The sequence below is a fragment of the Synechococcus sp. CS-1333 genome (genome assembly GCF_025128015.1).
Lineage (GTDB): Bacteria > Cyanobacteriota > Cyanobacteriia > PCC-6307 > Cyanobiaceae > MW101C3.
In genome coordinates this window covers 89,887-111,712 of record NZ_JAHLYO010000033.1, presented here as the reverse complement: position 1 = coordinate 111,712, position 21,826 = coordinate 89,887, and the positions used below count along the sequence as shown (strand labels likewise).

21 protein-coding genes and 1 tRNA gene are annotated in these 21,826 nt (G+C 69.6%); 10 read left to right on the top strand and 12 right to left on the bottom strand.

Annotation, left to right across the window (positions count from 1 at the left end):
• Positions 1–20 precede the first annotated feature (20 nt).
• Together KQ303_RS13580 and KQ303_RS13575 are read left to right on the top strand one after the other, a co-directional pair.
• Complete coding sequence (locus KQ303_RS13580) at positions 21–1,256, top strand: DUF3084 domain-containing protein (RefSeq protein ID WP_259730703.1); 1,236 nt, start codon at positions 21–23, stop codon at positions 1,254–1,256.
• Positions 1,253–1,738, top strand: coding sequence for a resolvase (locus KQ303_RS13575; RefSeq protein WP_259730702.1), 486 nt, complete (start codon positions 1,253–1,255; stop codon positions 1,736–1,738). Before KQ303_RS13580 ends, KQ303_RS13575 begins: the two co-directional genes overlap by 4 nt.
• Here the strand turns inward: KQ303_RS13575 and KQ303_RS13570 are convergent.
• The 4 genes from KQ303_RS13570 to psbH form a co-directional block, all read right to left on the bottom strand.
• Positions 1,735–1,992 carry a DUF3146 family protein gene (locus tag KQ303_RS13570; protein WP_094513590.1) on the bottom strand — a complete coding sequence of 86 codons (258 nt, stop codon included), beginning with the start codon at positions 1,990–1,992 and terminating at the stop codon, positions 1,735–1,737. The two genes, KQ303_RS13575 and KQ303_RS13570, sit on opposite strands and share 4 nt — an antisense overlap.
• Before the next feature lie 82 nt (positions 1,993–2,074).
• Positions 2,075–2,716, bottom strand: a complete 642-nt coding sequence (pth, locus tag KQ303_RS13565; protein ID WP_259730701.1) for an aminoacyl-tRNA hydrolase — start codon at positions 2,714–2,716, stop codon at positions 2,075–2,077.
• Between the two features lie 69 nt (positions 2,717–2,785).
• Positions 2,786–3,136 carry a TatA/E family twin arginine-targeting protein translocase gene (locus KQ303_RS13560; RefSeq protein ID WP_259730700.1) on the bottom strand — a complete coding sequence of 117 codons (351 nt, stop codon included), beginning with the start codon at positions 3,134–3,136 and terminating at the stop codon, positions 2,786–2,788.
• Between the two features lie 103 nt (positions 3,137–3,239).
• On the bottom strand, positions 3,240–3,440 hold the full coding sequence (gene psbH / locus KQ303_RS13555; protein ID WP_071800830.1) for a photosystem II reaction center phosphoprotein PsbH: 201 nt from the start codon (positions 3,438–3,440) through the stop codon (positions 3,240–3,242).
• 122 nt (positions 3,441–3,562) lie between these two features.
• On the opposite strand from psbH, the gene psbN reads away from it, so the two are divergent.
• Complete coding sequence (gene psbN / locus KQ303_RS13550) at positions 3,563–3,706, top strand: photosystem II reaction center protein PsbN (RefSeq protein WP_233133062.1); 144 nt, start codon at positions 3,563–3,565, stop codon at positions 3,704–3,706.
• Here the strand turns inward: psbN and KQ303_RS14665 are convergent.
• A complete protein-coding gene (locus KQ303_RS14665) occupies positions 3,694–6,762 on the bottom strand; it encodes an alpha-mannosidase (RefSeq protein WP_311134169.1) in 3,069 nt (1,022 codons plus the stop codon). The genes psbN and KQ303_RS14665 overlap by 13 nt on opposite strands.
• Positions 6,763–6,863: 101 nt before the next feature.
• Here KQ303_RS14665 and KQ303_RS13535 point away from each other — a divergent pair, with 101 nt between their 5' ends.
• Both KQ303_RS13535 and KQ303_RS14660 read left to right on the top strand, forming a co-directional pair.
• Positions 6,864–6,983, top strand: coding sequence for a photosystem II reaction center protein I (locus tag KQ303_RS13535; RefSeq protein WP_006172424.1), 120 nt, complete (start codon positions 6,864–6,866; stop codon positions 6,981–6,983).
• A gap of 122 nt (positions 6,984–7,105) precedes the next feature.
• Complete coding sequence (locus KQ303_RS14660; RefSeq protein WP_311134168.1) at positions 7,106–10,381, top strand: DUF3769 domain-containing protein; 3,276 nt, start codon at positions 7,106–7,108, stop codon at positions 10,379–10,381.
• A gap of 21 nt (positions 10,382–10,402) precedes the next feature.
• On the opposite strand, the gene KQ303_RS13525 is transcribed toward KQ303_RS14660, so the two are convergent.
• From KQ303_RS13525 to KQ303_RS13500, 6 genes are all read right to left on the bottom strand, one after another.
• Positions 10,403–11,053 (bottom strand): 3-isopropylmalate dehydratase small subunit 2, encoded by a 651-nt coding sequence (locus KQ303_RS13525; protein ID WP_259730699.1) that lies wholly within the window; start codon positions 11,051–11,053, stop codon positions 10,403–10,405.
• A 4-nt stretch (positions 11,054–11,057) separates the two neighbouring features.
• Complete coding sequence (gene leuC, locus KQ303_RS13520) at positions 11,058–12,512, bottom strand: 3-isopropylmalate dehydratase large subunit (protein WP_259730698.1); 1,455 nt, start codon at positions 12,510–12,512, stop codon at positions 11,058–11,060.
• 57 nt (positions 12,513–12,569) lie between these two features.
• Positions 12,570–13,898 carry a competence/damage-inducible protein A gene (locus tag KQ303_RS13515; RefSeq protein WP_259730697.1) on the bottom strand — a complete coding sequence of 443 codons (1,329 nt, stop codon included), beginning with the start codon at positions 13,896–13,898 and terminating at the stop codon, positions 12,570–12,572.
• 45 nt (positions 13,899–13,943) lie between these two features.
• Positions 13,944–15,065 (bottom strand): MraY family glycosyltransferase, encoded by a 1,122-nt coding sequence (locus tag KQ303_RS13510; protein ID WP_094513604.1) that lies wholly within the window; start codon positions 15,063–15,065, stop codon positions 13,944–13,946.
• Positions 15,066–15,212: 147 nt separating this feature from the next.
• Positions 15,213–16,502 carry a serine hydroxymethyltransferase gene (gene glyA / locus KQ303_RS13505; protein WP_259730696.1) on the bottom strand — a complete coding sequence of 430 codons (1,290 nt, stop codon included), beginning with the start codon at positions 16,500–16,502 and terminating at the stop codon, positions 15,213–15,215.
• A 129-nt stretch (positions 16,503–16,631) separates the two neighbouring features.
• A tRNA-Arg gene (locus KQ303_RS13500) sits at positions 16,632–16,705 on the bottom strand.
• A 104-nt stretch (positions 16,706–16,809) separates the two neighbouring features.
• Between KQ303_RS13500 and KQ303_RS13495 the strand changes: the two genes are divergently transcribed.
• The 3 genes from KQ303_RS13495 to KQ303_RS13485 all read left to right on the top strand — a co-directional run bounded on the left by KQ303_RS13495 (position 16,810) and on the right by KQ303_RS13485 (position 17,710).
• The gene (locus tag KQ303_RS13495) at positions 16,810–17,061 is read left to right on the top strand and encodes a hypothetical protein (protein WP_094513610.1); all 252 of its coding nucleotides are present in this window, start codon (positions 16,810–16,812) and stop codon (positions 17,059–17,061) included.
• Between the two features lie 25 nt (positions 17,062–17,086).
• Entirely contained in the window at positions 17,087–17,377 is a 291-nt protein-coding gene (locus KQ303_RS13490; protein WP_259730695.1) for a DUF3181 family protein, read from the top strand.
• Between the two features lie 66 nt (positions 17,378–17,443).
• On the top strand, positions 17,444–17,710 hold the full coding sequence (locus KQ303_RS13485) for a cytochrome-c oxidase (RefSeq protein WP_259730694.1): 267 nt from the start codon (positions 17,444–17,446) through the stop codon (positions 17,708–17,710).
• On the opposite strand, the gene murJ is transcribed toward KQ303_RS13485, so the two are convergent.
• Complete coding sequence (gene murJ, locus KQ303_RS13480) at positions 17,694–19,307, bottom strand: murein biosynthesis integral membrane protein MurJ (RefSeq protein ID WP_259730693.1); 1,614 nt, start codon at positions 19,305–19,307, stop codon at positions 17,694–17,696. The two genes, KQ303_RS13485 and murJ, sit on opposite strands and share 17 nt — an antisense overlap.
• 58 nt (positions 19,308–19,365) lie before the next feature.
• Here murJ and sfsA point away from each other — a divergent pair, with 58 nt between their 5' ends.
• A complete protein-coding gene (gene sfsA / locus KQ303_RS13475; RefSeq protein WP_259730692.1) occupies positions 19,366–20,196 on the top strand; it encodes a DNA/RNA nuclease SfsA in 831 nt (276 codons plus the stop codon).
• Between the two features lie 102 nt (positions 20,197–20,298).
• Entirely contained in the window at positions 20,299–21,759 is a 1,461-nt protein-coding gene (locus tag KQ303_RS13470) for an ammonium transporter (RefSeq protein ID WP_259730691.1), read from the top strand.
• Positions 21,760–21,826: the final 67 nt, after the last annotated feature.

The window sequence follows — 21,826 nt, the reverse complement described above, 5'->3', positions numbered from 1 at the left end:
GGACCCCCTCGCCCTGAATCGTGTCCGGCTGGCTGCTGATCCTGGCCCTGCTGACCCTCGGGGGGGTGCTCGCCACCCTCGGCGATCGGCTCGGCAGCCGCGTCGGCAAGGCCCGGCTCAGCCTCTTCAACCTCCGCCCGCGCAACACCGCGGTGCTGATCACGGTGCTCACCGGCAGCCTGATCAGTGCCGTCTCGCTCGGCCTGATGCTGGCCGTGAGCCAGCGGCTGCGCACCGGCCTGTTCGAGCTCGACAGCCTCGAGCAGAAGCTGCGGGACAGCCGCGACGCCGTCCAACGCAGCGATGCCGCCCTGAAGCGCAGCCTCTCGGCCCAGCGCGACGCCCAGCAGGCCGTGGGCCGGGCCGAACGGGGCCGCCAGCAGGCCCGCCGCCAGCTGGTGGCGGTGGAGCAGCAGGCGGGCCGCCTGCGGCGTGAGCTGCAGCCGCTGCAGAACCAGCAGCAGCAGTTGCTGCGCCAGCGCGATCGGCTCAACAGCGACATCCGCGCCCGCGATCAGGACATCCGCCGCACCGAAGCGGAGCTGGCCCGCGTGAAGGGGCAGATCGCCTCCGGCCAGGCCGAACTCAAAGATCTGGAAACCAAGCTGATCGCCCTGCGCCGCGGCGATGTGGTGATCAGCAGCGGCCAGCCGCTGGCCACCGCCAAGGTGAGCGTCAAGCAGCCGGGCCAGGCCCGTGCCGCCATCGATGCCCTGCTGCGCCAGGCCAACCAGTCGGCCTTTCAGCGGGTGCTGCCGGGGGAACCGGTGAACCGGCCGATCCTGCTGGTGCCCCGTGAAGACATCGCCAAGCTGGAGGCCCTGATCCAGAAAGGTGGCAACTGGGTGGTGAGCATCCTCTCGGCCGCCAATGTGCTGCGCGGCGAGCAGCAGGTGCTCGGCTTCCCCGACCTGCGGCCCAACAAGCAGGTGATCCGCCAGGGCGAGGTGATGGCCACCACGCGGCTGGAAGGCAACGAGATCTCGCCCGAGCAGGTGCGCAACCGGCTCAACCTGCTGCTGGCCGCCTCCTTCGCCAAGGCGCAGCGGCAGGGGTCGCTGGTGGATGGGGTGCAGTTCGATGTGGCCAGCTTCAACCAGCTGGGGCGGGAGCTGAGTGAGCGGCCGGCCGGGCAGGCCGTGAGCCTGGAGGCCGTGGCCGTGCGCGAGGCCGAAACGCCCGATCCGGTGGTGCTGGAGATTCGCCGCCTCGATGGCGGCCCCACGCCCCCCTCCCCGCCGAAGCGCCCCTCATGAGCCCCACGCCGGCGGCCGCCGCGTCACCACCGGAGCCCCTGCCGCTTCCCGCCCATGGTCCCCTCGCCGCGCTCGATCCGGGCCGCTGCAAGTGCGGCCTGGTGCGCTGCGACCCGGCGCGGCAGCAGGTGCTGGCCGCCCTGATCCTGGAGCCGGAGCAGGCCCTGGCGCAGCTGCGCGCCTGGCAGGCCGAAGGCGCCGTGGCCGGCGTGGTGCTCGGCGACGGCACCGGCAGCCGCCACTGGAGCCAGCGCCTGGCGCCGCTGCTGCCCCTGCAGCTGGTGGATGAGCGCCGCACCACCCTTGAGGCACGGCGGCGCTTCTGGCAGCTGTTCCCGCCACGCGGCTGGCGGCGCCTGTTGCCCGAAGGCCTGCGCCAGCCGCCCGGCCCCTGGGACGATGTCGTCGCCCAGCTGCTGCTCGAACGCCACCTCGGCCATCCGCTGTCGCGGCCCCCATCCCTGCCGCCAGCCGCCTTCTAGAAGCGCGCCCGCACCGTGAAGGCGTAGTCACCGCCGGGCTCCAGCTGGTAGTCGGCCTTGAGCAGAAACCGCAGCAGTGCGTCCTGGATCAGGGCACGACCCAGCGAGGGCTCCACCGTCAGCTCACCGCGATCGAACGCCCAGCGGAAGGTCCAGGCGAAGCCGCCGGCCACCACCTCGCCCTCCAGCAGCTTCTGGGTGAAGCTCTGGTGCAGCACCCGCAGCTGGGCGGTGGTGGCGGGAAGACGGCTCACGGAGGAAGGAAACGCACGGAGTCAGACAGGAGGCGGAGGCGAAACCATCAACATCAGCCGGGCGGAGGTACCCGGCTCAGCCTCAGGCCGCTGCGGGCTGAAAACTGTTCAGACGATTACCGGCCCGTTCATAGCCCAGCCGCTGGATCACCCCCAGCCCCGCCAGCACCTCGTCGAGCACCGCCTCCACGCAGGCCTGCTCGCTGGGCTCGAAGCGGCCCAGCACATGGGAAATCGTGCGGGCCTTGCGCGTGACCGGGTCATCGGCCGGGGCGCTGATGCCGATGCGCAGCCGGGGAAACTCCTGGCTGCCGAGATGGCTGATCGTGCTGCGCAGGCCGTTGTGGCCGCCGGCACTGCCGGCCAGGCGCAGCCGCAGGCGACCCAGCGGCAGGTCCATGTCATCGACGAGCACAAGCATCTGGTCAGGACGCAGGCCGAACCAGTCGAGCGTGGCACGGATCGACCGGCCGCTCTCGTTCATGTAGGTGGTGGGCATCAGCAGCCGCAGGCGCTGGGCCCCCTGGCCCACATCCGCCAGCAGGCCCTGCAGGCGCGCATTGGCGCGGAAGCTCACCCGCTCGCGCGCCGCCAGCCGCTCCAGGGCCATGAAGCCCACGTTGTGGCGCGTGCGGGCGTACTTGTCGCCGGGATTGCCCAGGCCCACCACCAGCTGAAGGTCGCCCGTGCGGGCCTCACCGCCCGGCGTGGAAGAGGCGGTCATGGCCGTGGCGGAACGAAGCGGCGGAAAACGTAGCGGCGGAAGCAGAGTGGCAGAAGCGAAGCGTTGAACTCAGGCGGCCGCCGCAGGCGGTTCGCTGGCAGCAGGGGGTTCAGCCGCTGCGGCGGAGCTGGCTGCTGGAACAGGAGAAGCAGTGGTGGTGGCCTGTGCAGGTGCAACAGTCTCAGCGGCGGGGGCGGGAGCCTCGTTGATCGCCACGCTGGTGGCGGTCACCACCGTGTCGGCTTCGGAGTCGATCGCCTTGCGGAACTCCTGCTCGAAGTTGCTGGAGGCCGACTGGAAGCCCTTGAGCGTGCGCCCCAGGGTGCGCCCCAGCTCGGGCAACCGCTTCGGGCCGAACACCAGCAGGCCAATGGCCGCGATGACCGCCATTTCCGGCAGCCCGATCCCGAAGATGTTCATGCAGCGGAGCCTGGGTCAGGAACTGAGGCGAAAACAGGCGGCAAAGCGGCAGGCCCGGCAGCCTGTGCCGCCAGACTCTTAGGCCGGAGGATTCAGAGGCAGATCAGCCGAGGCCGTTCCAGTTCACGGTGATGCCGTCGAGCAGCAGCGACTTGTTGTACAGCTGCAGGATCACGAGCAGGAACACCAGGAACAGCACCATGAAGATGCCCATCACCGGCGTGGTGCCCCAACCGGGCACCACCTTGCCGTACTCGGAGTTGAGCGGGCGGAGCAGATTTCCCAGTGGGGTGCGTTGCGCCATGGCGGGTGAGCCTCTCGGACACATGGGTGGGGATCGTTACTGTAAGGGTCGAGGCGGAGACCGGCGCGGTCACTGTCGAGAGTTGTGATCCACCTCCGCCACCCCCAGCAGCCGCCCCTTCCTTGACCGAAACCTCCTCCCCCGCCCTGTCGATCGCGATCACCGTGCTGGTGGCGCTGCTCGCCCTCACCGGCTTCGGGGTCTACCTCGCCTTCGGCCCGCCGTCCAAGGGCCTCACCGATCCCTTCGACGATCACGACGACTGATCCTGAGCGCGCGCCAACCGCCGCACCCGCAGCTGGCGCAGCTCCCAGGGCCTCAGCAGCGGTTCTGCCGGCCGGCCCTCCACGACTCCATCCATCCGCGCCTGAGCGCCACCCTCCACCGGCCCGATCACCTGCCACCCCGCTGACAAACCGAGCGGCTGCCGGCAGGGCGAGAGGTTCTGCACCGTGAGCCGCACCACGCCCGGCTCCGGATCCGGCGCAATCACCACCGGGTCGAGCTGGGCCGAGCCCAGGGCGAGCGCCGCTGGTGGTGGCGTGGCTGGCTCGGCCGCCGGATGGCACCAGGTGGGGGCGCGAAACGCGCGGGCCGCCGCCGGAACCGCCGCCTGACGCCACCCATCCGCGCAGGGCATCAGCGCGAGCCGCAGGCGCTGCAGGCCGTTGTCGGCGCCGGGATCGGGCCAGGTGGGGCCGCGGAGCAGCGATACGCCAAGGCGCTCCGCCGTGCCCGACACACCCTGCGGCCCATCCAGCAGCAGCGCCAGGCCGCCGCGCTCCGCCTGGCTGCAGGTCCAGGCGATCGCCGGCACCTCCCAGCGGGCCTGCTCGCGGGCGGTGCAAGGCACCGCGGGACGCTCCAGCACGCCCGCCGCGGTGTCCGCCGCCCAGCGGCAGGCCCGCTGTTGCAGCGGCACCTCCAGCTGCAGCAGCTCATGGCGCTGGCGCCAGTGCACCCGCAGCACCAGCTCCAGCCAGGGGCTGCCCGCCAGCAGGCGCAGATCCAACCGCAACGGACTGGCCCCGCACTGCCCCCGTGCCACCAGACGTACGCACAGGGGCCCCTGCTCCACCAGCTCCAGCGCCGGCTCCCACGCCAGCGGCAGCGGGTGGTCGCGGTGATCCGCCGCCAGATCCCAGGCATCCCAGAACTCACCCCTGTCGCGCCAGCGGCGCCACTGCAGCGGTGCCGCCAGCTGGGGCTGCCCGTCGGCGCCCCAGAGCTGCTCCAACCCGTCCGCTCCCAGTTCGGCCGTCAGCAGGCCGTTGCCGATCCGCCAGCGCCCCTCCCCGAGCGACGCGCTCCACACCGGCGCCTGCACCTCCTCTGGCGGCGCGGCTGGCGCCACTGCCGGCAGCGGCCGGCGCTCCAGGGCCAGGGGTGTGAGCCCGGCCGCAGGCGGCACCTGCACCCAGCAGCCGCCTCCCGGTGCCACCTGCTGGGGCAGGGGCCGCTGCGCGAGTGTCCAGCAGCCCGCCGGCAGCCGCAGCGTCAGCGCCGCCGCCGGCAGGGGCTGCAGCCGCATCACCCACCAGGGCTGGCCGGCCGGCGAAGCCGCAGCCGCCGGCGCCCCTCGCTGCAGCCAGGCCAGCAGCAGGCGATCGCGGCGCTGCCGCGCCTCACGGCGGGCCCGGCGCCACTGTGGCTCCGCCTGCTCGAACACCTCCGCCACCGACGTTCCCGGCAGGATGTCGTGGAACTGCTGAAACAGCAGCGTGCGCCACCCGGCGCGGGCCGAGCCGGCCGCCGCCTGGCCGGCCGCACCAGCCCACAGCAGCGCCGCCGCCAGGTCGGCTTCGCGCAGCAGCCGTTCCAGGGTGCGGTTGTGGCGTTTCTGGTCGGGCCGGCTTGTGGGGCAGGCCCGGTGCAGCTCCAGGTACAGCTCGTCGCGCCACACAGGCAGCTGGGCGCGGCAGGGCTCCAGCCGTGCCAGGTAGGGGCGCACGCCGCCATGCACCTGCGGGGCAGCGGCGGGCTGCTGCTGCCACAGCGCCAGTTGCTCGTACATCTCCGCCGTCGGGCCGCCGCCGTGGTCGCCCACGCCCGGCAGCCAGAGAGCTTCCTCGTGGCCGGTGGCCCGCTGCCACTCCAGGCGGTAACGCTCCATCGCCACCGGTTCGCCGCCGGTGCCGATCGGGGCGGTCATCAGCGCCAGCACTTCGGCGCCGCAGCGCCCCCGCCAGCGGAACAGCCGGTGCGGGAAAGGATTCGTGGCATTCCAGGCCAGCTTGTGGGTGCAGAACCAGCGCACCCCGGTGGCCGCCGCCACCACCGGCAGACCGGCGCCGAAGCCGAAGCTGTCGGGCAGCCAGGCGATCGGGTGCTCCCACTCCGGGAAGGTGGCGCGGCTGTACTCCTGGCCTTCCTCGAACTGGCGCAGCAGCGACGCGGTGCCGATCAGCACGGCATCGGTTTCCACCCACGGGCCATTGAGCGGTTCCCAGCGCCCTTCCCGCATGCGGGCGCGGATCGCGGCAAATAGCTGGGGGCGGTGCTGCTCCAGCCAGGCGTAGAGCGCCGGGGTGGAATGACCGAAATGGAGGGACGGGTCGCGCTCCATCAGCGCCAGCGTCGAGCGGAAGGTGCGCTCGGCCGCCTGCCAGGTGTCCGCCACCGGCCACAACCAGGCCAGATCCAGGTGGGCATGGCCCGCCACCTGGAAACCACCCGGCGGCGCCAGCACCGCCCGGGCCCGCGCCGCCGCCGCCTCCAGGCTCAGCGCCGCCGGGTCATCGCCTGGCGCAGGGCTGGCGGGAGCCGGGCTGCCGGCCGTCTCGCGCAGGGCGGCGAGCTCCAGGGCCGTGGCCAGCAGCAGGCCGCCGGGATCGCGGCGATCGAGGGGTTCGGCCTCGATCCGGCTGTGGATCAGCGCGCCATCGTCGTGCAGCGGGCTGCGCAGCTCCAGCTCCAGCTGCAGCGGCTCTCCGCGCCACCAGCGCTCCGGCAGCCGCCAGCGGCAGGCCGCATCAAACAGATCACCGCGATGCACCGGCTGCCCATCGACGCGCAGCTCGGCCTCAGCGGCCCACCAGCTGAGCACCAACCGGGCCAGGCCCGGCGGGTCAGGCTCGCCGCGCCACGGCTCGGGACACACCAGCGTGGTCCGCAGCAGCAGCTCCTGGCCACCGCGGGGCCAGAGGATCAGGCCTCGGGCGTGCCAATCGGGCCGGCACCGCCGTCCCCAGGCCTCACCGAGGGCCACACGCCACTCCCCATCGGGGAAGCGGCGGCACCAGCGGGGGTGCAGGTCGAGGCAGGAACGTGATCGAAACGTTTCAATCCAGGGGCGAAGCTCGGGATCGAGGCCCTGCGTCATCGTTTCCGGTCGGGTGCGACCCATAGGATGATGCCGCTGCCGAAGGGTCGTTCAGGGCCCGCCTGGCGCCTGTCACTCCCTGTCACCCGCCGGACCGGACCATGCTCGCTCTCAAGATTTCGGTTTACTCGGTCGTTTTCTTCTTCATCGGCATCTTCGTCTTCGGCTTCCTGGCCAGCGATCCCAGCCGCACCCCCAGCCGCAAGGACCTCGAAGACTGAATCCCCCGGCCCAGCGCACCGCGTCCCGCTTCGGGCCGGCGCTGGGCCAGTGCTCGCCCTGCCCGACAGCGGCCTCTGACCACGGCCGTCGTGGCAGGATCAGCCGCTGATTGGGAAATCGCGTGCCCTCAGCCAACCCACTCAGCTGGGCCATTGGGGTTGCAGGCGTGCTCGTGGCCTGGTCGGGTGCTCCCAGTGTGGAGGCCCGCAACCTTCCCCCATCCCCCCAGCCCCTGGAAGCCGCCGGCGTCACGCCGGGCACAGAGTCTGCTGGGGATGAGGGCGCGCTCAGCCCCTTGGCACTCGGCGACGCGAGCGCTGCGGGCGCGGCCACCCCATCGAGCAATCCCGGCAATCCCGCCTCCCTGCCCGCCGCACCGGTGCCACCCCCGGCCGCTGGCACCGGCAACGCCAACGCCACAACCCCAGAGAGCGGCCGTCCGGATTCTTTTCCCAGCCAGGGCCAGGACCCCAGCCCGGTGCCGCTGCCCGGCGGTGGCCCAGCGGCTGATCTGGCGCCCGCACCGGCGGCCGCGGCGGCCTCCCCGCCGCCCCTGCTGCTCGACATCACCGCCGATCAGCAGGGCTTCGATCTGGTGATCAACCGCTATGTGGCCACCGGCAATGTGTCGGCCCAGATGGCGGGTGGCCGCCTGATGGCCGACCGGCTCGAATACGACACCGTGAGCCGGACCGTCTACGCCACTGGCAGCGTGCGGTTCCAGCGCGGCAACCAGTTCCTGCAGGCCAGCAAGCTGCGTTTCAACCTGATCGAAGGTCGTGGCGAGATGGAGGACGTCTACGGCGTGCTCGACCTCACCACTGCCGCTGTGGATCTCAATCCGGAGGTGCCCCCCGCCGAGCCCCTGGGCCCACCGCCATCGCTGGCCTGCCCCACCGAGCTGCCGCCGATCCCGGACTGGCACCCCTATCCCTGGGCTGCTACGGCATGGGCTGGTCAGACCACCAACGCCGGCTTCGGCGAAACCTTTGTGTTCCAGGGGTCCCTGCGCAACGACTACCTGCTGGGCGCCGGCCTGCAGCGGCGCCTGCTCCAGGCCGGACCCTTCGCCCTCGAACTCGATCTCAACCTGCTGGGGCACAAGGCCGCCGCTGAGAACAGTGCCGGCATCGCCGCCCAGAGCTTCGGGGAAATCACCGCCGGCATCGGGCTGCGGGCCTGGCTGCAGCCCTGGCTCAGCCTGGGCATCGTGCAGGGGGTGAGCCTCAACACCAGCTTGAGCAACTTCGAATGCGGCACCCGCGAGGATTGCGCGCAGTTTCTCAACTATCTCGCCTTCGAGGTGGAAGGGGCGTTCTCGCCGCAGTGGTCGGTGGTGGGCCGGATTCATCACCGCTCGGGCGCCTTCGGGGTCTACAGCGGTGTACGGGAAGGAAGCAACGCCTACCTGATCGGGCTCCGGCACCGCTTCGGCAACCCGCCGGCCCGCACGGCGAACCCGCAGGCTGAGCTGCTGCCGCCCAAGGGCTGCCCCAACCGCGGCGCCGAGCCGCCCGAGCGGCCCCGCTCCCTGGCCGAAGCGCTGGAGCAGGTCGCGATGGGCGGCACCGCCCCCGCCGAGCCCCAGCCCCCTGCCCGGCCCCCGGCCGGCACCGGTGCCGGTGCTGCGAACGGCACTGGCACTGGCACCAACGCGGGTACCACCAGCGCCGACCAGACGCCTGAGCGGCCCAGCTTCCGCGCCCTGCGCGCCCAGGAGGCGGAACGCCGCAAGGCGATCGCCGCCCTCACCGATCAACGCATCAGCGATCTGCAGGTGCGCGCCGGCCTGGCCTCCGAGCGCCGCTTCGGCGTTCCAGGCGGCGGCAACGCCAATACCGATGACGGGGATAACACCAACAACGACTTCGGGCCCGCCAGGCCGCCCCAGGTGCGGCAGCTGGAGAGCAACCGCAACCCGAAACTGGTGGACGGCACCCTCACCCGGCTGCGCTTTCAAGCCGCCCGCGCCGTGCTCACCGCCGAAGGCTGGCGGGCCGATCGGGCCAGCTTCACCAACGATCCATTCACGCCCGCCCAGTCGTGGATGGACGCCGACGACGTGCTGGCCGTGCAGGACAAGAACGGCGACACGGTGATCACCTCCCGTCGCAACCGGCTGATCCTGGAAGATCGCCTGCCGATCAATGTCACCAGCCGCACCCGCATCCGCAAGGAGCAGGAGGTGCAGAACCGCTGGGTGCTGGGCGTCGACAACGAAGACCGCGACGGCTTCTACGTGGGCCGCCGCCTCAAGCCGATCGGCATCGGCCAGCGCGGCACCCTGCAACTCGAGCCCCAGTTCCTGCTGCAGCGGGCCTACGAGGGCACCACCAGCAGCTATCCACTGCCCGGACAATCCGCCGGAGCGGATCCTCAGTCGCAACCGAGCACCCTCGGCGATCTGTTCGGCCTTGAAGCGCGCCTGCAGGCGCCGCTGTTCGGCTTCGACGCCGACCTCAACCTCGACATCTCCACCTTCGAACCCGCCAACTTCGCCAACGGCACCCGGAGCTGGGGCGAACTGGTGCGCCCACTCAAGTTGCCGCTGCTGGGCAAAGTGAAGTCGCGCATCTTCGGCGCCTATCGCTTCCGCATCTGGAACGGCACGCTCGGCGAGCAGGACGTCTATTCCGCCTACGGCACCTCGATCGAACAGCGTGGCGAGCTGCCGCCTGTTGGCAACTTCAGCAACAGCTACTTCTGGCGGCTGGGTATTGGCAACTATCAGAGCAACGAGTTCTTCGAGAACGGCGGCGAATCGCAGAACTTTGCCCAGCTGTGGCGCGGGAATGCCTTCGGCGCCATCAACAGCTCCCTCACCCTCTGGCGAGGCAAGCCGCTGCCCTCCACCCCGGAAGGGGCACTGCGCTATTCGCCGGTGCCGATCGTGCCGGGGCTCACCTTCAACACCAACATCTCTGCCAGCCTGGCCTACTTCGGAGATGGCACCCGCCAGAACGTGTTCTCGCTCTCCGGCGGGCCCACGCTCACCCTGGGCCACTTCAGCAGGTCCTTCCTCGATTACACCCAGCTCACCATCACCGGTGGCATCAGCTTGCGTGATGGCCTCAGCCCGTTTGCCTTCGATGCCGCCGTGGATCTGGGCACCGTGGGCATCGGCCTCACCCAGCAGCTGGTGGGCCCCCTGGTGCTCAATGGCGGCATCGGCCTGAACGTGGATGCCAGCTCACCCAACTACGGCGAGATAACAGGCTCGTACGTGGAGCTGCGCTGGCAGCGCCGCTCCTACGCCTTCAGCGTCTACTACAGCCCCTATGAAGGGATCGGTGGCGTGCGCGTGCGGCTGAACGATTTCGGCTTCAAGGGCACCGGCGTGCCCTTCGTGCCGTATGAGCAGCGCATGCGCGGACAGACCGGCGATGGCCTGTTCTGAGCGAGCAGGCGCCCCTGCTGCTCAGAACCCGTTCAGGTAAGGCAGACGGGCAACAGTGGCCACCAGCGCGTCGTCGTTGGCGAGCAGCTGGCCGGTGGCATCCCACTGGCCGGTGGTGAGCATCTGCCGCGGCCCGGGCGCCAGCTCAAGGGCCCACACCTGATCGCCGCAACGCAGCTCGGCGGCCTGCACATCCAGCAGGAAGGAGGCGGAAGGGTGGGCACTGGCATGGGCCTGGATGGCCAGCATCTGCTCGTGGCCGCTGGTGAGGCAAGGCAAACCGAGCGCCAGGCCATTGCCGTGGAAGATTTCGGCGAAGCTTTCGCCGATCACCGCCCGGATGCCCCAGCGCATCAGCGCCTGCGGCGCATGCTCCCGGCTCGATCCGCAGCCGAAGTTGCGGTTCACCAGCAGCAGCCGGGCACCGCTGTGCTCGGGGCGGTCGAAGGGATGGCTGCCGCCCAGCTCATTGCGGTCGTCAGCGAACACCTGTTCCCCCAGGCCTTCGAAGGTGACGCACTTGAGGAAGCGGGCCGGGATGATCCGGTCGGTGTCGATATCGTCGCCGGCAAGCACCAACGCACGCCCTTCGACTCTGGGGATCGGGCCGATCGGGAAGCTGCTGGCGCTCACCGCATCGGTGAGGGGGGGCAGGGAAGGGGAAGCGATCACGGCGTCAGGCGGTGAGAGAAGGCTGGCGGGAGGCGGTGGTGCTTGGGCCGACTTCGGCGAGCAGTTCGCGCACGTCGGTGACATGGCCGCGGACGGCGGCGGCGGCCACCATCGCCGGGCTCATCAGCAGGGTGCGGCCGCTGGCGGAACCCTGCCGGCCCTTGAAGTTGCGGTTGCTGGAACTGGCGCTGATCTGGCGCCCTTCCAGGCGGTCGGGGTTCATCGCCAGGCACATCGAGCAGCCGGGTTCGCGCCACTCGAACCCAGCCGCGCGGAACAGCTGGTCGAGGCCTTCAGCTTCGGCGGCGCGGGCCACCTGCTCGGAACCAGGCACCACGAATGCCCGGATGCCATCGGCCACGTGGCGGCCACGGGCCACCAGGGCGGCGGCACGCAGGTCGCTGAGCCGGCCGTTGGTGCAGCTGCCGATGAAGCAGACATCCACCGGCAGACCGGCGATCGCTGCGCCGGGGCTGAGGTTCATGTAGCGGTAGGCCTCCTCGGCGATGGGCCGCTCCTGTGGATCGAGCTGCTCAGGGGTGGGTACCGCTTCATCCACGCCGATGCCCTGGGCCGGGGTGATGCCCCAGGTGACCGTGGGCGACAGCGTGGAGGCATCGAAGCGCACCTCGTCGTCGTAGCTGGCGTCGGCATCGCTGGCCAGGCTCGACCACCAGGCCACTGCCCGCTCCCAGGCAGCGCCAGAGGGGGCCATCGGCCGCCCCTCCAGGTAGGCGAAGGTGGTGGCATCGGGATTGACGTAGCCGCAGCGGGCGCCGCCCTCGATCGCCATGTTGCAGAGGGTCATGCGCTCCTCCATCGACAGAGCCGCCACGGCGGGGCCGGCGAACTCATAGGCATGACCGACGCCTCCCTTGACCCCAAGCACCCGGATCACGTGCAGGATCAGATCCTTGGCGTACACGCCAGCGGGCAGGGCGCCATCCACCCAGATGCGGCGCACCCGCAGCTTGTTCAATGCCAGGCTCTGGGTGGCGAGCACGTCGCGCACCTGGCTGGTGCCGATGCCGAAGGCGATCGCCCCGAAGGCGCCGTGGGTGGAGGTGTGGGAATCGCCGCAGGCCACGGTCATGCCGGGCTGGGTGAGGCCAAGCTCAGGGGCGATCACGTGCACGATTCCCTGCCGGCCGCTGCCGATCCCGTGCAGGGGAATGCCGTGGGCGGCGCAGTTGCGCTCCAGATTCACCAGCATCTCCTCGGCCAGGGGATCGGCGAAGGGGCGGGCCTGGGAGGTGGTGGGCACGATGTGGTCCACCGTGGCGACGGTGCGCTCCGGGTGGCGCACCCCCAGGCCGAGATCCCTCAGGGCGGCGAACGCCTGCGGGCTGGTGACCTCATGGATCAGATGAAGGCCGATGAACAACTGGGTGGAGCCACCCGGCAGTTCCGCCACGCGGTGGAGATCCCACACTTTGTCGTAGAGGGTGCCGGCGCTCACCGTTTGTCCACAGGGGTCTGACGACACCCTAAAACCGAGCCGTGCGGGCGGTCGGAATCAGGCGGGCGCGATGAGCTGCAGCCGCAGGCGGTTGAGCGCCTCCCCGGCGGTGACGGCCTGGATCCAGGCGCGGCCCCGGGAGCTGCCGAAACGCACCGCCTCGCTGCGGCTGCCCTGCGGGCCCGCCAGGCCGATGTGCACCAGGCCCACCGGCTTCTCGGCGCTGCCACCGCCCGGGCCGGCGATGCCGGTCACCGACACCGCCCAGGTGGCGCCGGTGCTGCGGCGCACCCCTTCCGCCATGGCCAGGGCCACCGGATCGCTCACCGCACCATGGCGCTCAAGCGCGGTGGCTGTCACCCCGAGCAGGTGCTGCTTGATCGTGTTGGCATAAGCGATCACCCCGCCGAGGAACACATCGGAGGCGCCGGGCACGGCCGCCAGAGCAGCGCCGATGCCGCCGCCGGTGCAGCTCTCCGCCACCGCCAGGGTTTCCCCGCGGGCCCGCAGCAACGCCAGCACCACAGAAGCCAGCGATTCCTCGTCGGCGCCGAAGCAGAGGGTGCTGGTGCGGGCGCGCAGCTCTGCCTCCAGCGGCGCGAGCAACGCCGCCGCCTCGGCGGTGCTGGCGGCCCGCGCCGTGAGGCGCAGCTTCACCTCACCGGTGCCGGCATAGGGGGCCACAGTTGGGTTCTCGAGGGCCAGCAGGTCGGCCACCTGCTCGGCCAGTGTGGATTCGCCGATGCCCCAGAAACGCAGCAGCCGGCTCTGGAAACAGGCCCCCGCCAACCCCTGCTCCCGCAGCCAGGGCACGGCGCTCTGCTGCCACATCGGCCTCAGTTCGCTCGGCACCCCCGGGAAGGTGAGCACGGTGAAACCCGGCTGGATGTGGCCGTCTGGCAGGGAGGTTGCCGGCGGACTCCAGAGCATCCCCGGCGCGGTGCCGGTGGGGTTCGGCACCACGCGGGCGCCCTCGGGCAGCAGCGCCTGGCGCCGGTTGCTGGCGGCCAGCGGCCGACCCCGGCCGGCCAGCTTGGCCTGGATGTCTTCCCACACCTGCGGCACCTCCACCAGCGGCGTGCCGAAAGCGGCGGCGATCGCCTCGGTGGTGAGGTCGTCGGGGGTGGGGCCGAGGCCACCGGTGCAGATCAGCAGACGGCTGCGGGCCGCGGCTTCGCGCACCACCTGGATCAGCCGCTCGCGGTTGTCCCCCACCACGGTCTGGCGGAAATGCGGAAGGCCGAGGGCAGCGAACTCTTCGGCCAGCCAGCGGGCGTTGCTGTTGAGGATGTTGCCGAGCAGCAGCTCGGTGCCGATGCAGAGCACCTCGGCCGCGGCCCTGTCACCTTCGCCCATCTGCGCACCGCCCACTGGCTGAGAGCTCATCGGTTCAGCATCATCCCGGCCAACCCAGGCTGGCAGCGTCTGCGCTCAGCTGGGTCGGTTGCCGCCGCCGTCGCAGGGGGGAGCGGGCAGCTGGGCCGCGAGGTGGCTGCGCGACCCCATCACGGCGCCGATCAGGATGGCGGTGGCGATCGCCAGCCAGAGGAAGCGCATCTCCACGTTGGCGGCCACCAGCGCCAGGGTGGCCAGCCATTGGGTGAAGGCATAGATCAGCAGCACCGTGCGGCGATGGCTGAAGCCGGCCCGCAGCAAGCGGTGGTGCAGGTGGCGCCGGTCGGGATAGAAGGGGGAATGGCCCTCGCTGAGCCGGCCCATGATCACCGCCGACATGTCCGCCAGGGGCAGCGACAGGATCAGCAGCGGAAACAGCAGGCTCACGGTGGTGAGCCCCTTGGCCGGCCCCACGATGCTGATCGCCGCCAGAGCGAAGCCGAGGAAGTAGGAGCCGCCATCGCCCATGAAAATGCGGGCGGGGTTGAAGTTGTGGCGCAGGAAACCGAAGCAGGCCCCCGCCAGCGCGGCGGCCAGCAGCCCGGCGGCGCTCTGCTGCAGGCTGAAACTCACCGACAGCAGACCGATCGCGGCAATGCCGCCCACGCCCGCGGCCAGCCCGTCGAGGCCGTCGATCCAGTTGATCGCATTGGTGATGCCCACCAGCCAGATCAGCGTGGCCAGCAGGCTCAGCGCATCGGGAAGCACGAGGCTCGCCGGCGGCTGGCCGAACAGGCCGAACGGCAGATCGATCGCGCCGATGCGCACGCCCTGGCTCCAGACCACCATGGCCACGGCCACCTGACCCGCCAGCCGGGGCAGGGGCGGCAGGGCGAACAGGTCGTCCGCCAGGCCGATCACGAAGAAACAGAGCGAGCCCGCCAGCGTCGTCCAGATCAGCTGGTCTTTGGCGGGCGAGAGGGTACCGAAGCCCCCCAGCGCCCAGATGCAGGTGAGCGCCAGCGAGAACCCGAGCACCATGCCCACCCCGCCCAGCCGCACCATCGGGATGCTGTGCTGCTTGCGTGAATCGGGCGGGTCGAACAGACCCAGCCGCAACCCGAGCCGCCGCACCAGCGGCACCACCAACGCCGTAAGCAGGGACGCGACACCGAAGGTGACGAAGGCCGCGATGACCGGGTTGCGGAGAAGACTCACGACTGCGAAAGGCTTCTCAGCTGAAGGCTCAGGGCGTGGCTGGGGGGATGGAACGCCGACAGCGCACAGGCCAAGGCGGGATGGTTCATCACAGGGTGAGCCATGGGCCTGGTTGTCCTGGCGAGCAGCTTAGGGAGGAGGGGCAGCTCAGACCGGCTGGGCCACGCGGACCGGGCCGTACAGGGGGAAACGCGAGCACAGCGCCCGGACCCGCTCGCGGCAGCGCAGTTCCACCACGGCGTCCTCGGGATGCAGCAGGCGATCCGCGATCACATCGGCCACTTCCACGAACGCCTCGGCATCGAAGCCGCGGGTGGTGAGCGCGGCGCTGCCAACGCGCAGGCCGCTGGTGACGAAAGGCGATTCGGGGTCGAACGGCACCGTGTTCTTGTTGGCGGTGATGTTCACATCGCTCACCAGCAGGTCGGCGACCTTGCCGGTGAGGCCCACCGAGCGCAGATCGAGCAGCACCAGGTGATTGTCGGTGCCTCCCGACACCACCCGGATGCCGCGTTCCATCAAGCGGGCCGCCATCGCCTTGGCATTGACCACCACCTGCTGGCTGTAGGCGCGGAAGGACGGCTGGAGGGCTTCGCCGAAGGCCACGGCCTTGGCGGCCACCACATGCTCCAGGGGGCCGCCCTGGCTGCCGGGGAACACGGCCTTGTCGAACTGCCGACCGAAGGCGGCATCACCCGTCAGGATCAGGCCACCGCGAGGGCCGCGCAGGGTCTTGTGGGTGGTGGTGGTGACCACATGGCAGTGGGGGACAGGGCTGGGGTGCACACCTGCGGCCACCAGACCGGCGATGTGGGCCATGTCGGCCAGCAGATAGGCGCCCACCTCATCAGCGATGGCGCGGAAAGCGGCGAAATCGATCGTGCGGGGGTAAGCGGAATAACCGCAGATGATGAGCTTGGGGCGGTGCTCGAGCGCCAGCTCGCGGATGTGGGCGAAATCGAGCTGTTCGGTGTCGGGGGAAACGCCGTAATGCACGGCCTTGAACCACTTGCCCGACACGTTCACGGGAGAGCCGTGGGTGAGGTGGCCGCCGTGGGAGAGGTCCATGCCCAGGATCGTGTCGCCCGGCTGCAGCAGAGCCAGGAACACGGCGAAGTTGGCCTGGGCGCCGCTGTGGGGCTGCACGTTCGCCCAGTCGGCGCCGAACAGCTGGCGGGCGCGGGCGATGGCCAGCTCCTCGATCGCATCAACGTGCTCGCAGCCGCCGTAGTAGCGCTTGTGGGGCAGGCCCTCGGCGTACTTGTTGGTCAGCACCGAGCCCTGGGCTTCCATCACGGCCCGGGACGTGAAGTTCTCGCTGGCGATCAGCTCGAGATGGTGCTGCTGACGCTCCTGCTCCTTGCCGATCAGGGCGGCGATGGCGGGATCGCCGCTCGCCAGGGAATGGTTGAGGGCCTCGCCGCTGGAGTCCGTCATCGATCGGTACGTCGCCTGATGGAACGGATCGTAGGAAATCGACCCACCCGCAGGGCTGCTGGCGCGGAAGCGCAAAAAAAACCGCCCGGGTGGGCGGTGAGAGGAAACGAAAAGGGGAAACGTTGAAAGCGCGCCTGGAGAGATTCGAACTCCCGACCCTCTGATCCGTAGTCAGATGCTCTAATCCGCTGAGCTACAAGCGCGTGCCCACACATTCTCACCGCACGGAGGGCCCTTCCGTCAACAGGCCCAGGCCCTGGGGCCACAATCGAGGCAGCTTCCTGCGGCGGCTCACCGCGCAACAACCATGCCGATCCGCTGGTACGGCCCCGCCGATCCCACAGACCCCACCTATCGCCACTTCGAGCGGATCGTGAACCTCACCCTGCACGGCATGGCTTTCGCCGCCATCAACAGCGGGCTTTGGGTGGTGCAGGGTCTGCGCCACCCCTGGAACCATCTGGGCTGGCTGAGCCTGGGCTGGGGGGGGCTGTGGCTGGTGCATCTGTGCGTGGTGCTGAGCCGGCGGCCGCCCGCTTCCGATGGGGCTACACCATGAGCAGTTCCCCTTGCCCCCTGCGGCCATGACGCTCTCGGCCACAGAGATCGAAGACCTTCGCCAGGCCCTCGCCGAGCGGCTCTACCTGCAGATCGCCGGCTGGCACCTCTACCTGGGCGATGCGGGCCTCGATGGCCCGTTGGCGATCGAATGTGCCGCCCGGCTCGACCAGGGGGCCGGGGTGTGCGCCCGCCAGGCGCTGGAGGCGGTGCAGGTGCCGATCGGTGGCGGCTCCAGCCGCCTGCCTCTGGCGCGGCTGATCCCGCCTGGGCAACTGCGCGACCTCGAAGATGTGCTCGAAGGCTTCAGCCACTGAAGTTCGGCGACAAGCCGGGCGCAAAGGCAAGGCTGCGAATAGGGTTGCTGCCACCGCAGGCGCCGGATGCTGGTCATCGAGGTCACCAACGCCCGCGAGGTGGTCCGCCAGCGCATCGGCCGTCTGGGTGGGCGGCTGATCGGCAAGGTGGTCGACGCCGAAGCCCAGGTGGAGAAGGCCTTGATCCAGGAGCTGGAAACCGCCTTCCGCGAGTTCGGCATCGAAGCCCGCATCTTCTCGGTCGACGGGCCCACGATGGTGGGCCGCAGCCACATCGAGGTGCCTGTTCACGTGCGGGAGGAACGGCAGGTGCGGCTCAAGAGCGGCGCCTGAGCCGCCGCAGCACCTGCTGGCTGAGCTGGCGCGCTTCCGGCACCCCGGCCGAGGTGGCCAGCAGCCCATAGACCGCGAAGGCCAGGGAAGCACTGAGCCCGCACTCCAGCAACTGGCCGATCAGGCCGGCCGGCCAGGGCACGCCGATCGAGAGCAGCCAGGCAACCAGCCCGGCCCCCACTGCCGCCAGCAGTAGCAGCACGCTGTCGCGGCCCCACTGACGCAGGGGCAGCTGGCCGAGGCGATTCTGGAGGGCCAGCAGCAACCCCAGGCAGGTGAGCACGTTGACAGAGACGGTGGCCATCACCAGCCCAGCAGCGCCGAAGTTGATCGCCGGCAACTGCAGACCCCAGGGAGTGGGGCCCCCAACGAACAACCAGCAGAAGACCACGTTGAAGCCGATCCCGGCCAGGGAGAAACGGAACGGCGTGGTGCCATCACCAAGGGCATAGAAGACGCGCACGATCACGTCGCGGCCGAGGTAAGCGGGCATGCCCACCCCATAGGCGATCAGCAGGCTGGTCACCAGCTGGGCCGCCTCCGCGTCGAAGGCTCCCCGCTTGTAGATCAGGGCCACGATCGGGCCGGCCAAGCCCACCATCAAGGCCCCCAAGGGCAACATGCTGGCGTTGGAGAGCATCAACCCCTGACGGATGCGTCCCACCAGAGCTGGCCGGTCGGCCGGTTCTGTGAGCCTGGAGAGCACCGGCAGCAACGGCACCAGCAAGGCGTTCGAGATCAAGCCCAGCGGTGTCTGCACCAGGAGGTTGGCGTAGCCCAGACCGGCCGCCGCACCCACCATCCCCGAAGCGAAGAACAGGCTGGTGAACACATTGATCTGCAGCATCCCGGAGGAGAGCGTGGCCGGCGCCATCACCTGCAACACCTCCTGCACACCGGGGTGGTGCCAGTCCCACACAAGCTGGAAGCGGTGCAGCCCCTGCTTCGCCAGGGCCGGCAGCTGGATCAGCCACTGCAGTACAGCTCCGAGTGTGGTGGTGCCCGCCAGCACCACCCCACCGAGCACGGCCGTGGCCGGCAGGCCGATCTCCGGGCCTACCAGCCACCAGAGCGCACCGATGCCGCCGATCATCGCCACGCTGGAAACAAGTGGGCTCACCGAGGGCAGCCAGAAGACATCGGCGGCGTTGAGAGCCCCGAAACCCAGGCCAATCAAGCCAGCAAACAGAGCCATCGGCGCCATCCAGCGCAACTGGAGCACGGCGATCGCGTGGCGCTCCCCCTCCAGGCCCGGGCCCACCAGGCTGATCAGCGGGTCGGCGGCCAGCACCAGCAGCACGGTCACGCCCAGCAGGCCCACCCCCACCAGGGTGTTGATCGCCGCCAGCACGTGGGCCCCCTCCTGGCGCGGCCGCCGGGCCAGCACGCTCACCATGGCGCTGTGAAACGGCCCGTTGATCCCGCCCAGCAGGATCAGCAGAAATCCCGGCAGCACGTAGGCGTAGTTGTAGGCGTCGTAAGCGGCCCCCACGCCGAAGGCGGCGGCGATCACCAGCTGGCGCAGCAGACCTGCCACCTTGCTCAAGGCGGTGGCAAGGGCCACGATCAAGGCGATGCGCCGCAGGGATTTCACCATCCGGTATCGACCACAGGCCCATTCGTTCGGCTGATTCTCCACCGCGTCCCCCCACCTCATGGCACCAGCCCCCCAAGCCGTGGCATTCCCCCCGGAAGCGGTTTCCACCGTGCTCCGCTTCGAGCCTCTCGTGGAGGGAATCCTGCTGCGGCGCTACAAGCGGTTCCTCGCCGATGTGGAGCTCACCGATGGCGCGGTGGTGACGGCCCACTGCGCCAACACCGGCCCGATGACCGGGGTGCTGATTCCCGGCGGCCGCGTGCGGCTGCGCCACGATCCCCGGCCCGAGCGCAAGCTGGCCTGGACGTGGGAGCAGGCGGAAGTGCCCAGCGCCGACGGCTCCCTCTGCTGGGTGGGCATCAACACCGCCTTGCCGAACCGGCTGGTGCGCGCCACGGTTGAAGCCGGTCTGCTGGAGCCCTGGCTGGGGCCGATCGGGGCCATCCGCGCGGAGGTTCCCTATGGCCGCGGGCGCCGCAGCCGCATCGATCTGCTGCTCACGCCCGCCGAGGGGGCAGCCGATCCCCGCCTCATTTATGTGGAAATCAAGAACACCACCTGGAGCCGCGGCTCCTTGGCGCTCTTTCCCGACACGGTCACCGAACGGGGCCAGAAGCACCTGGAGGAACTGACCGACCTGCTGCCCGAGGCGCGTGCGGTGCTGGTTCCCTGCCTGAGCCGTGGGGACGTGGACCGTTTCGCCCCAGGCGACTCCGCCGATCCCCGCTATGGAGAGCTCTTCCGTACGGCACTGGCGGCCGGGGTGGAGGTGCTGCCCTGCCGCTACGACTTCCGGCAGGACGCGGTGACATGGCTGGGCACGGCACCGGTGGAGACGCATGAAATCTCCAAACTCTTTATGCCACTACCGTCTTTGAGCGATCTGTAACCGTCGACACCACAAGAACACGCATCAGAAAGGAAGTTTGGCGGCCAGGGACGCGCTTCCGAGCGTCATCCACTTCCGACAACCCTCCTGGTCTTTTCTTACATGACCATTGCAACCCAAGCCCCTCGACACCGGCGCCCCAAGCGCCTGTCGGAGGCGAGCCTGCTTGAAGCTCCCCCACTGCTGCTGCGTCGCATCAGGGGCATGAGCAGTTCCCGCACCCTCACCTGGATGGCCTGCGTTCCGCTGGCACTTTTCGGTCTTGGTGTGTTCAACCTTTCGGCTCATGCCGCAGAGCTTCCCGAGCTCACCCCTGCCTTCCTGATCAACAACCTCTGGCTGCTGATCGCCTCGATCCTGGTGATCTTCATGAACGCCGGTTTCGCCATGGTGGAAGCCGGCCTCTGCCGCCAGAAGAACGCCACCAACATCCTGGCCAAGAACCTGATCGTGTTCGCGCTGGCGGCGAGTGCCTACTGGCTGATCGGTTTTTCGCTGATGTACGGCTCCGCCGTGGTGCCCGGTTGGCTCTTCTACGGCAAGGGAGGTCCGCTCGGTCTGTTCTTTGATCCCGCGGTCACTCCAGCGATGGTCACGGATGGCGCTCTGGTTCCCAGTGTTGACTTCCTCTTCCAGGTGGCCTTTGCCGGCACCTCGGCCACGATCGTTTCCGGCCTGGTGGCCGAGCGCATCAAGTTCTTTGAGTTCGTGATCTTCTCGCTGGTGCTGGTGGGTTTCATCTACCCGATTGCCGGCAGTTGGAAGTGGAACGCCGAAGGCTGGCTCAACAAACTCGGTTTCATCGACTTCGCCGGCTCCACCCTGGTCCACACGGTTGGTGCTTGTGCTGGCCTCACCGGGGCGATCATCCTCGGCCCCAGGATCGGCAAGTTCGTTGATGGCAAGGTCAAGGCCATCCCCGGCCACAACCTGGCCATCGCCACTCTCGGCTGTCTGATTCTCTGGATCGGCTGGTACGGCTTCAACCCCGGCTCCGTCCTTTCGATGACCGAAGCCGTTCCCTACATCGCTGTCACCACCACCCTGGGTGCAGCCGGCGGCGGCATCGCCGGCACCGTGGTTTCCCAGCTGCAGTCAGGCAAGCCCGACCTCACCATGACCATCAACGGCATCCTGGCCGGCCTGGTGGGCATCACTGCCGGTTGCGATGCTTTCGGCATGGGCAGTGCATGGATCGTCGGCTTCATCGCCGGAGCGCTTGTTGTGTTCTCCGTGAGCATCATCGACGGCCTCGGCATCGATGATCCCGTGGGTGCCTGGTCGGTTCACGGCACCTGCGGCATCTGGGGCACGCTCGCTGTTGGCCTGTTCAACAAAGACGCAGGTCTCTTCTTTGGCGGCGGCTTCGGGCTCCTCGGTCTGCAGATCCTTGGTTCGGTCTGCTACGTGATCTTCGCCCTCGTCACCTCCTGGATCGTCTGGTCCGTGCTCGGCGGCGTCAGCGGCGGCATCCGGGTCACGGAAACTGAAGAAGAGGAAGGTCTCGACATCAGCGAGCACGGCATGGAGGCCTATCCCGATTTCGCCTCCACGGCCAGCTGAACCCTGGTTCACCAAAGCGCGGCAGCTTGGCTCCGCGCCCCCACCCACGGCTCATCTCGTGGGTTTT

Coding starts and splice junctions, on each gene's coding strand:
- KQ303_RS13535 (WP_006172424.1), top strand. CDS start 6,864: ATGCTCGCTCTCAAGATTTCGGTTTACTCGGTCGTTTTCTTCTTCATC.
- KQ303_RS13575 (WP_259730702.1), top strand. CDS start 1,253: ATGAGCCCCACGCCGGCGGCCGCCGCGTCACCACCGGAGCCCCTGCCG.
- murJ (WP_259730693.1), bottom strand. CDS start 19,307: ATGGTGAAATCCCTGCGGCGCATCGCCTTGATCGTGGCCCTTGCCACC.
- pth (WP_259730701.1), bottom strand. CDS start 2,716: ATGACCGCCTCTTCCACGCCGGGCGGTGAGGCCCGCACGGGCGACCTT.
- glyA (WP_259730696.1), bottom strand. CDS start 16,502: ATGACGGACTCCAGCGGCGAGGCCCTCAACCATTCCCTGGCGAGCGGC.
- sfsA (WP_259730692.1), top strand. CDS start 19,366: ATGGCACCAGCCCCCCAAGCCGTGGCATTCCCCCCGGAAGCGGTTTCC.
- KQ303_RS13490 (WP_259730695.1), top strand. CDS start 17,087: ATGACGCTCTCGGCCACAGAGATCGAAGACCTTCGCCAGGCCCTCGCC.
- KQ303_RS13495 (WP_094513610.1), top strand. CDS start 16,810: ATGCCGATCCGCTGGTACGGCCCCGCCGATCCCACAGACCCCACCTAT.
- KQ303_RS13485 (WP_259730694.1), top strand. CDS start 17,444: ATGCTGGTCATCGAGGTCACCAACGCCCGCGAGGTGGTCCGCCAGCGC.
- KQ303_RS14665 (WP_311134169.1), bottom strand. CDS start 6,762: ATGACGCAGGGCCTCGATCCCGAGCTTCGCCCCTGGATTGAAACGTTT.
- psbH (WP_071800830.1), bottom strand. CDS start 3,440: ATGGCGCAACGCACCCCACTGGGAAATCTGCTCCGCCCGCTCAACTCC.
- KQ303_RS13470 (WP_259730691.1), top strand. CDS start 20,299: ATGACCATTGCAACCCAAGCCCCTCGACACCGGCGCCCCAAGCGCCTG.
- KQ303_RS13560 (WP_259730700.1), bottom strand. CDS start 3,136: ATGAACATCTTCGGGATCGGGCTGCCGGAAATGGCGGTCATCGCGGCC.
- KQ303_RS13515 (WP_259730697.1), bottom strand. CDS start 13,898: ATGAGCTCTCAGCCAGTGGGCGGTGCGCAGATGGGCGAAGGTGACAGG.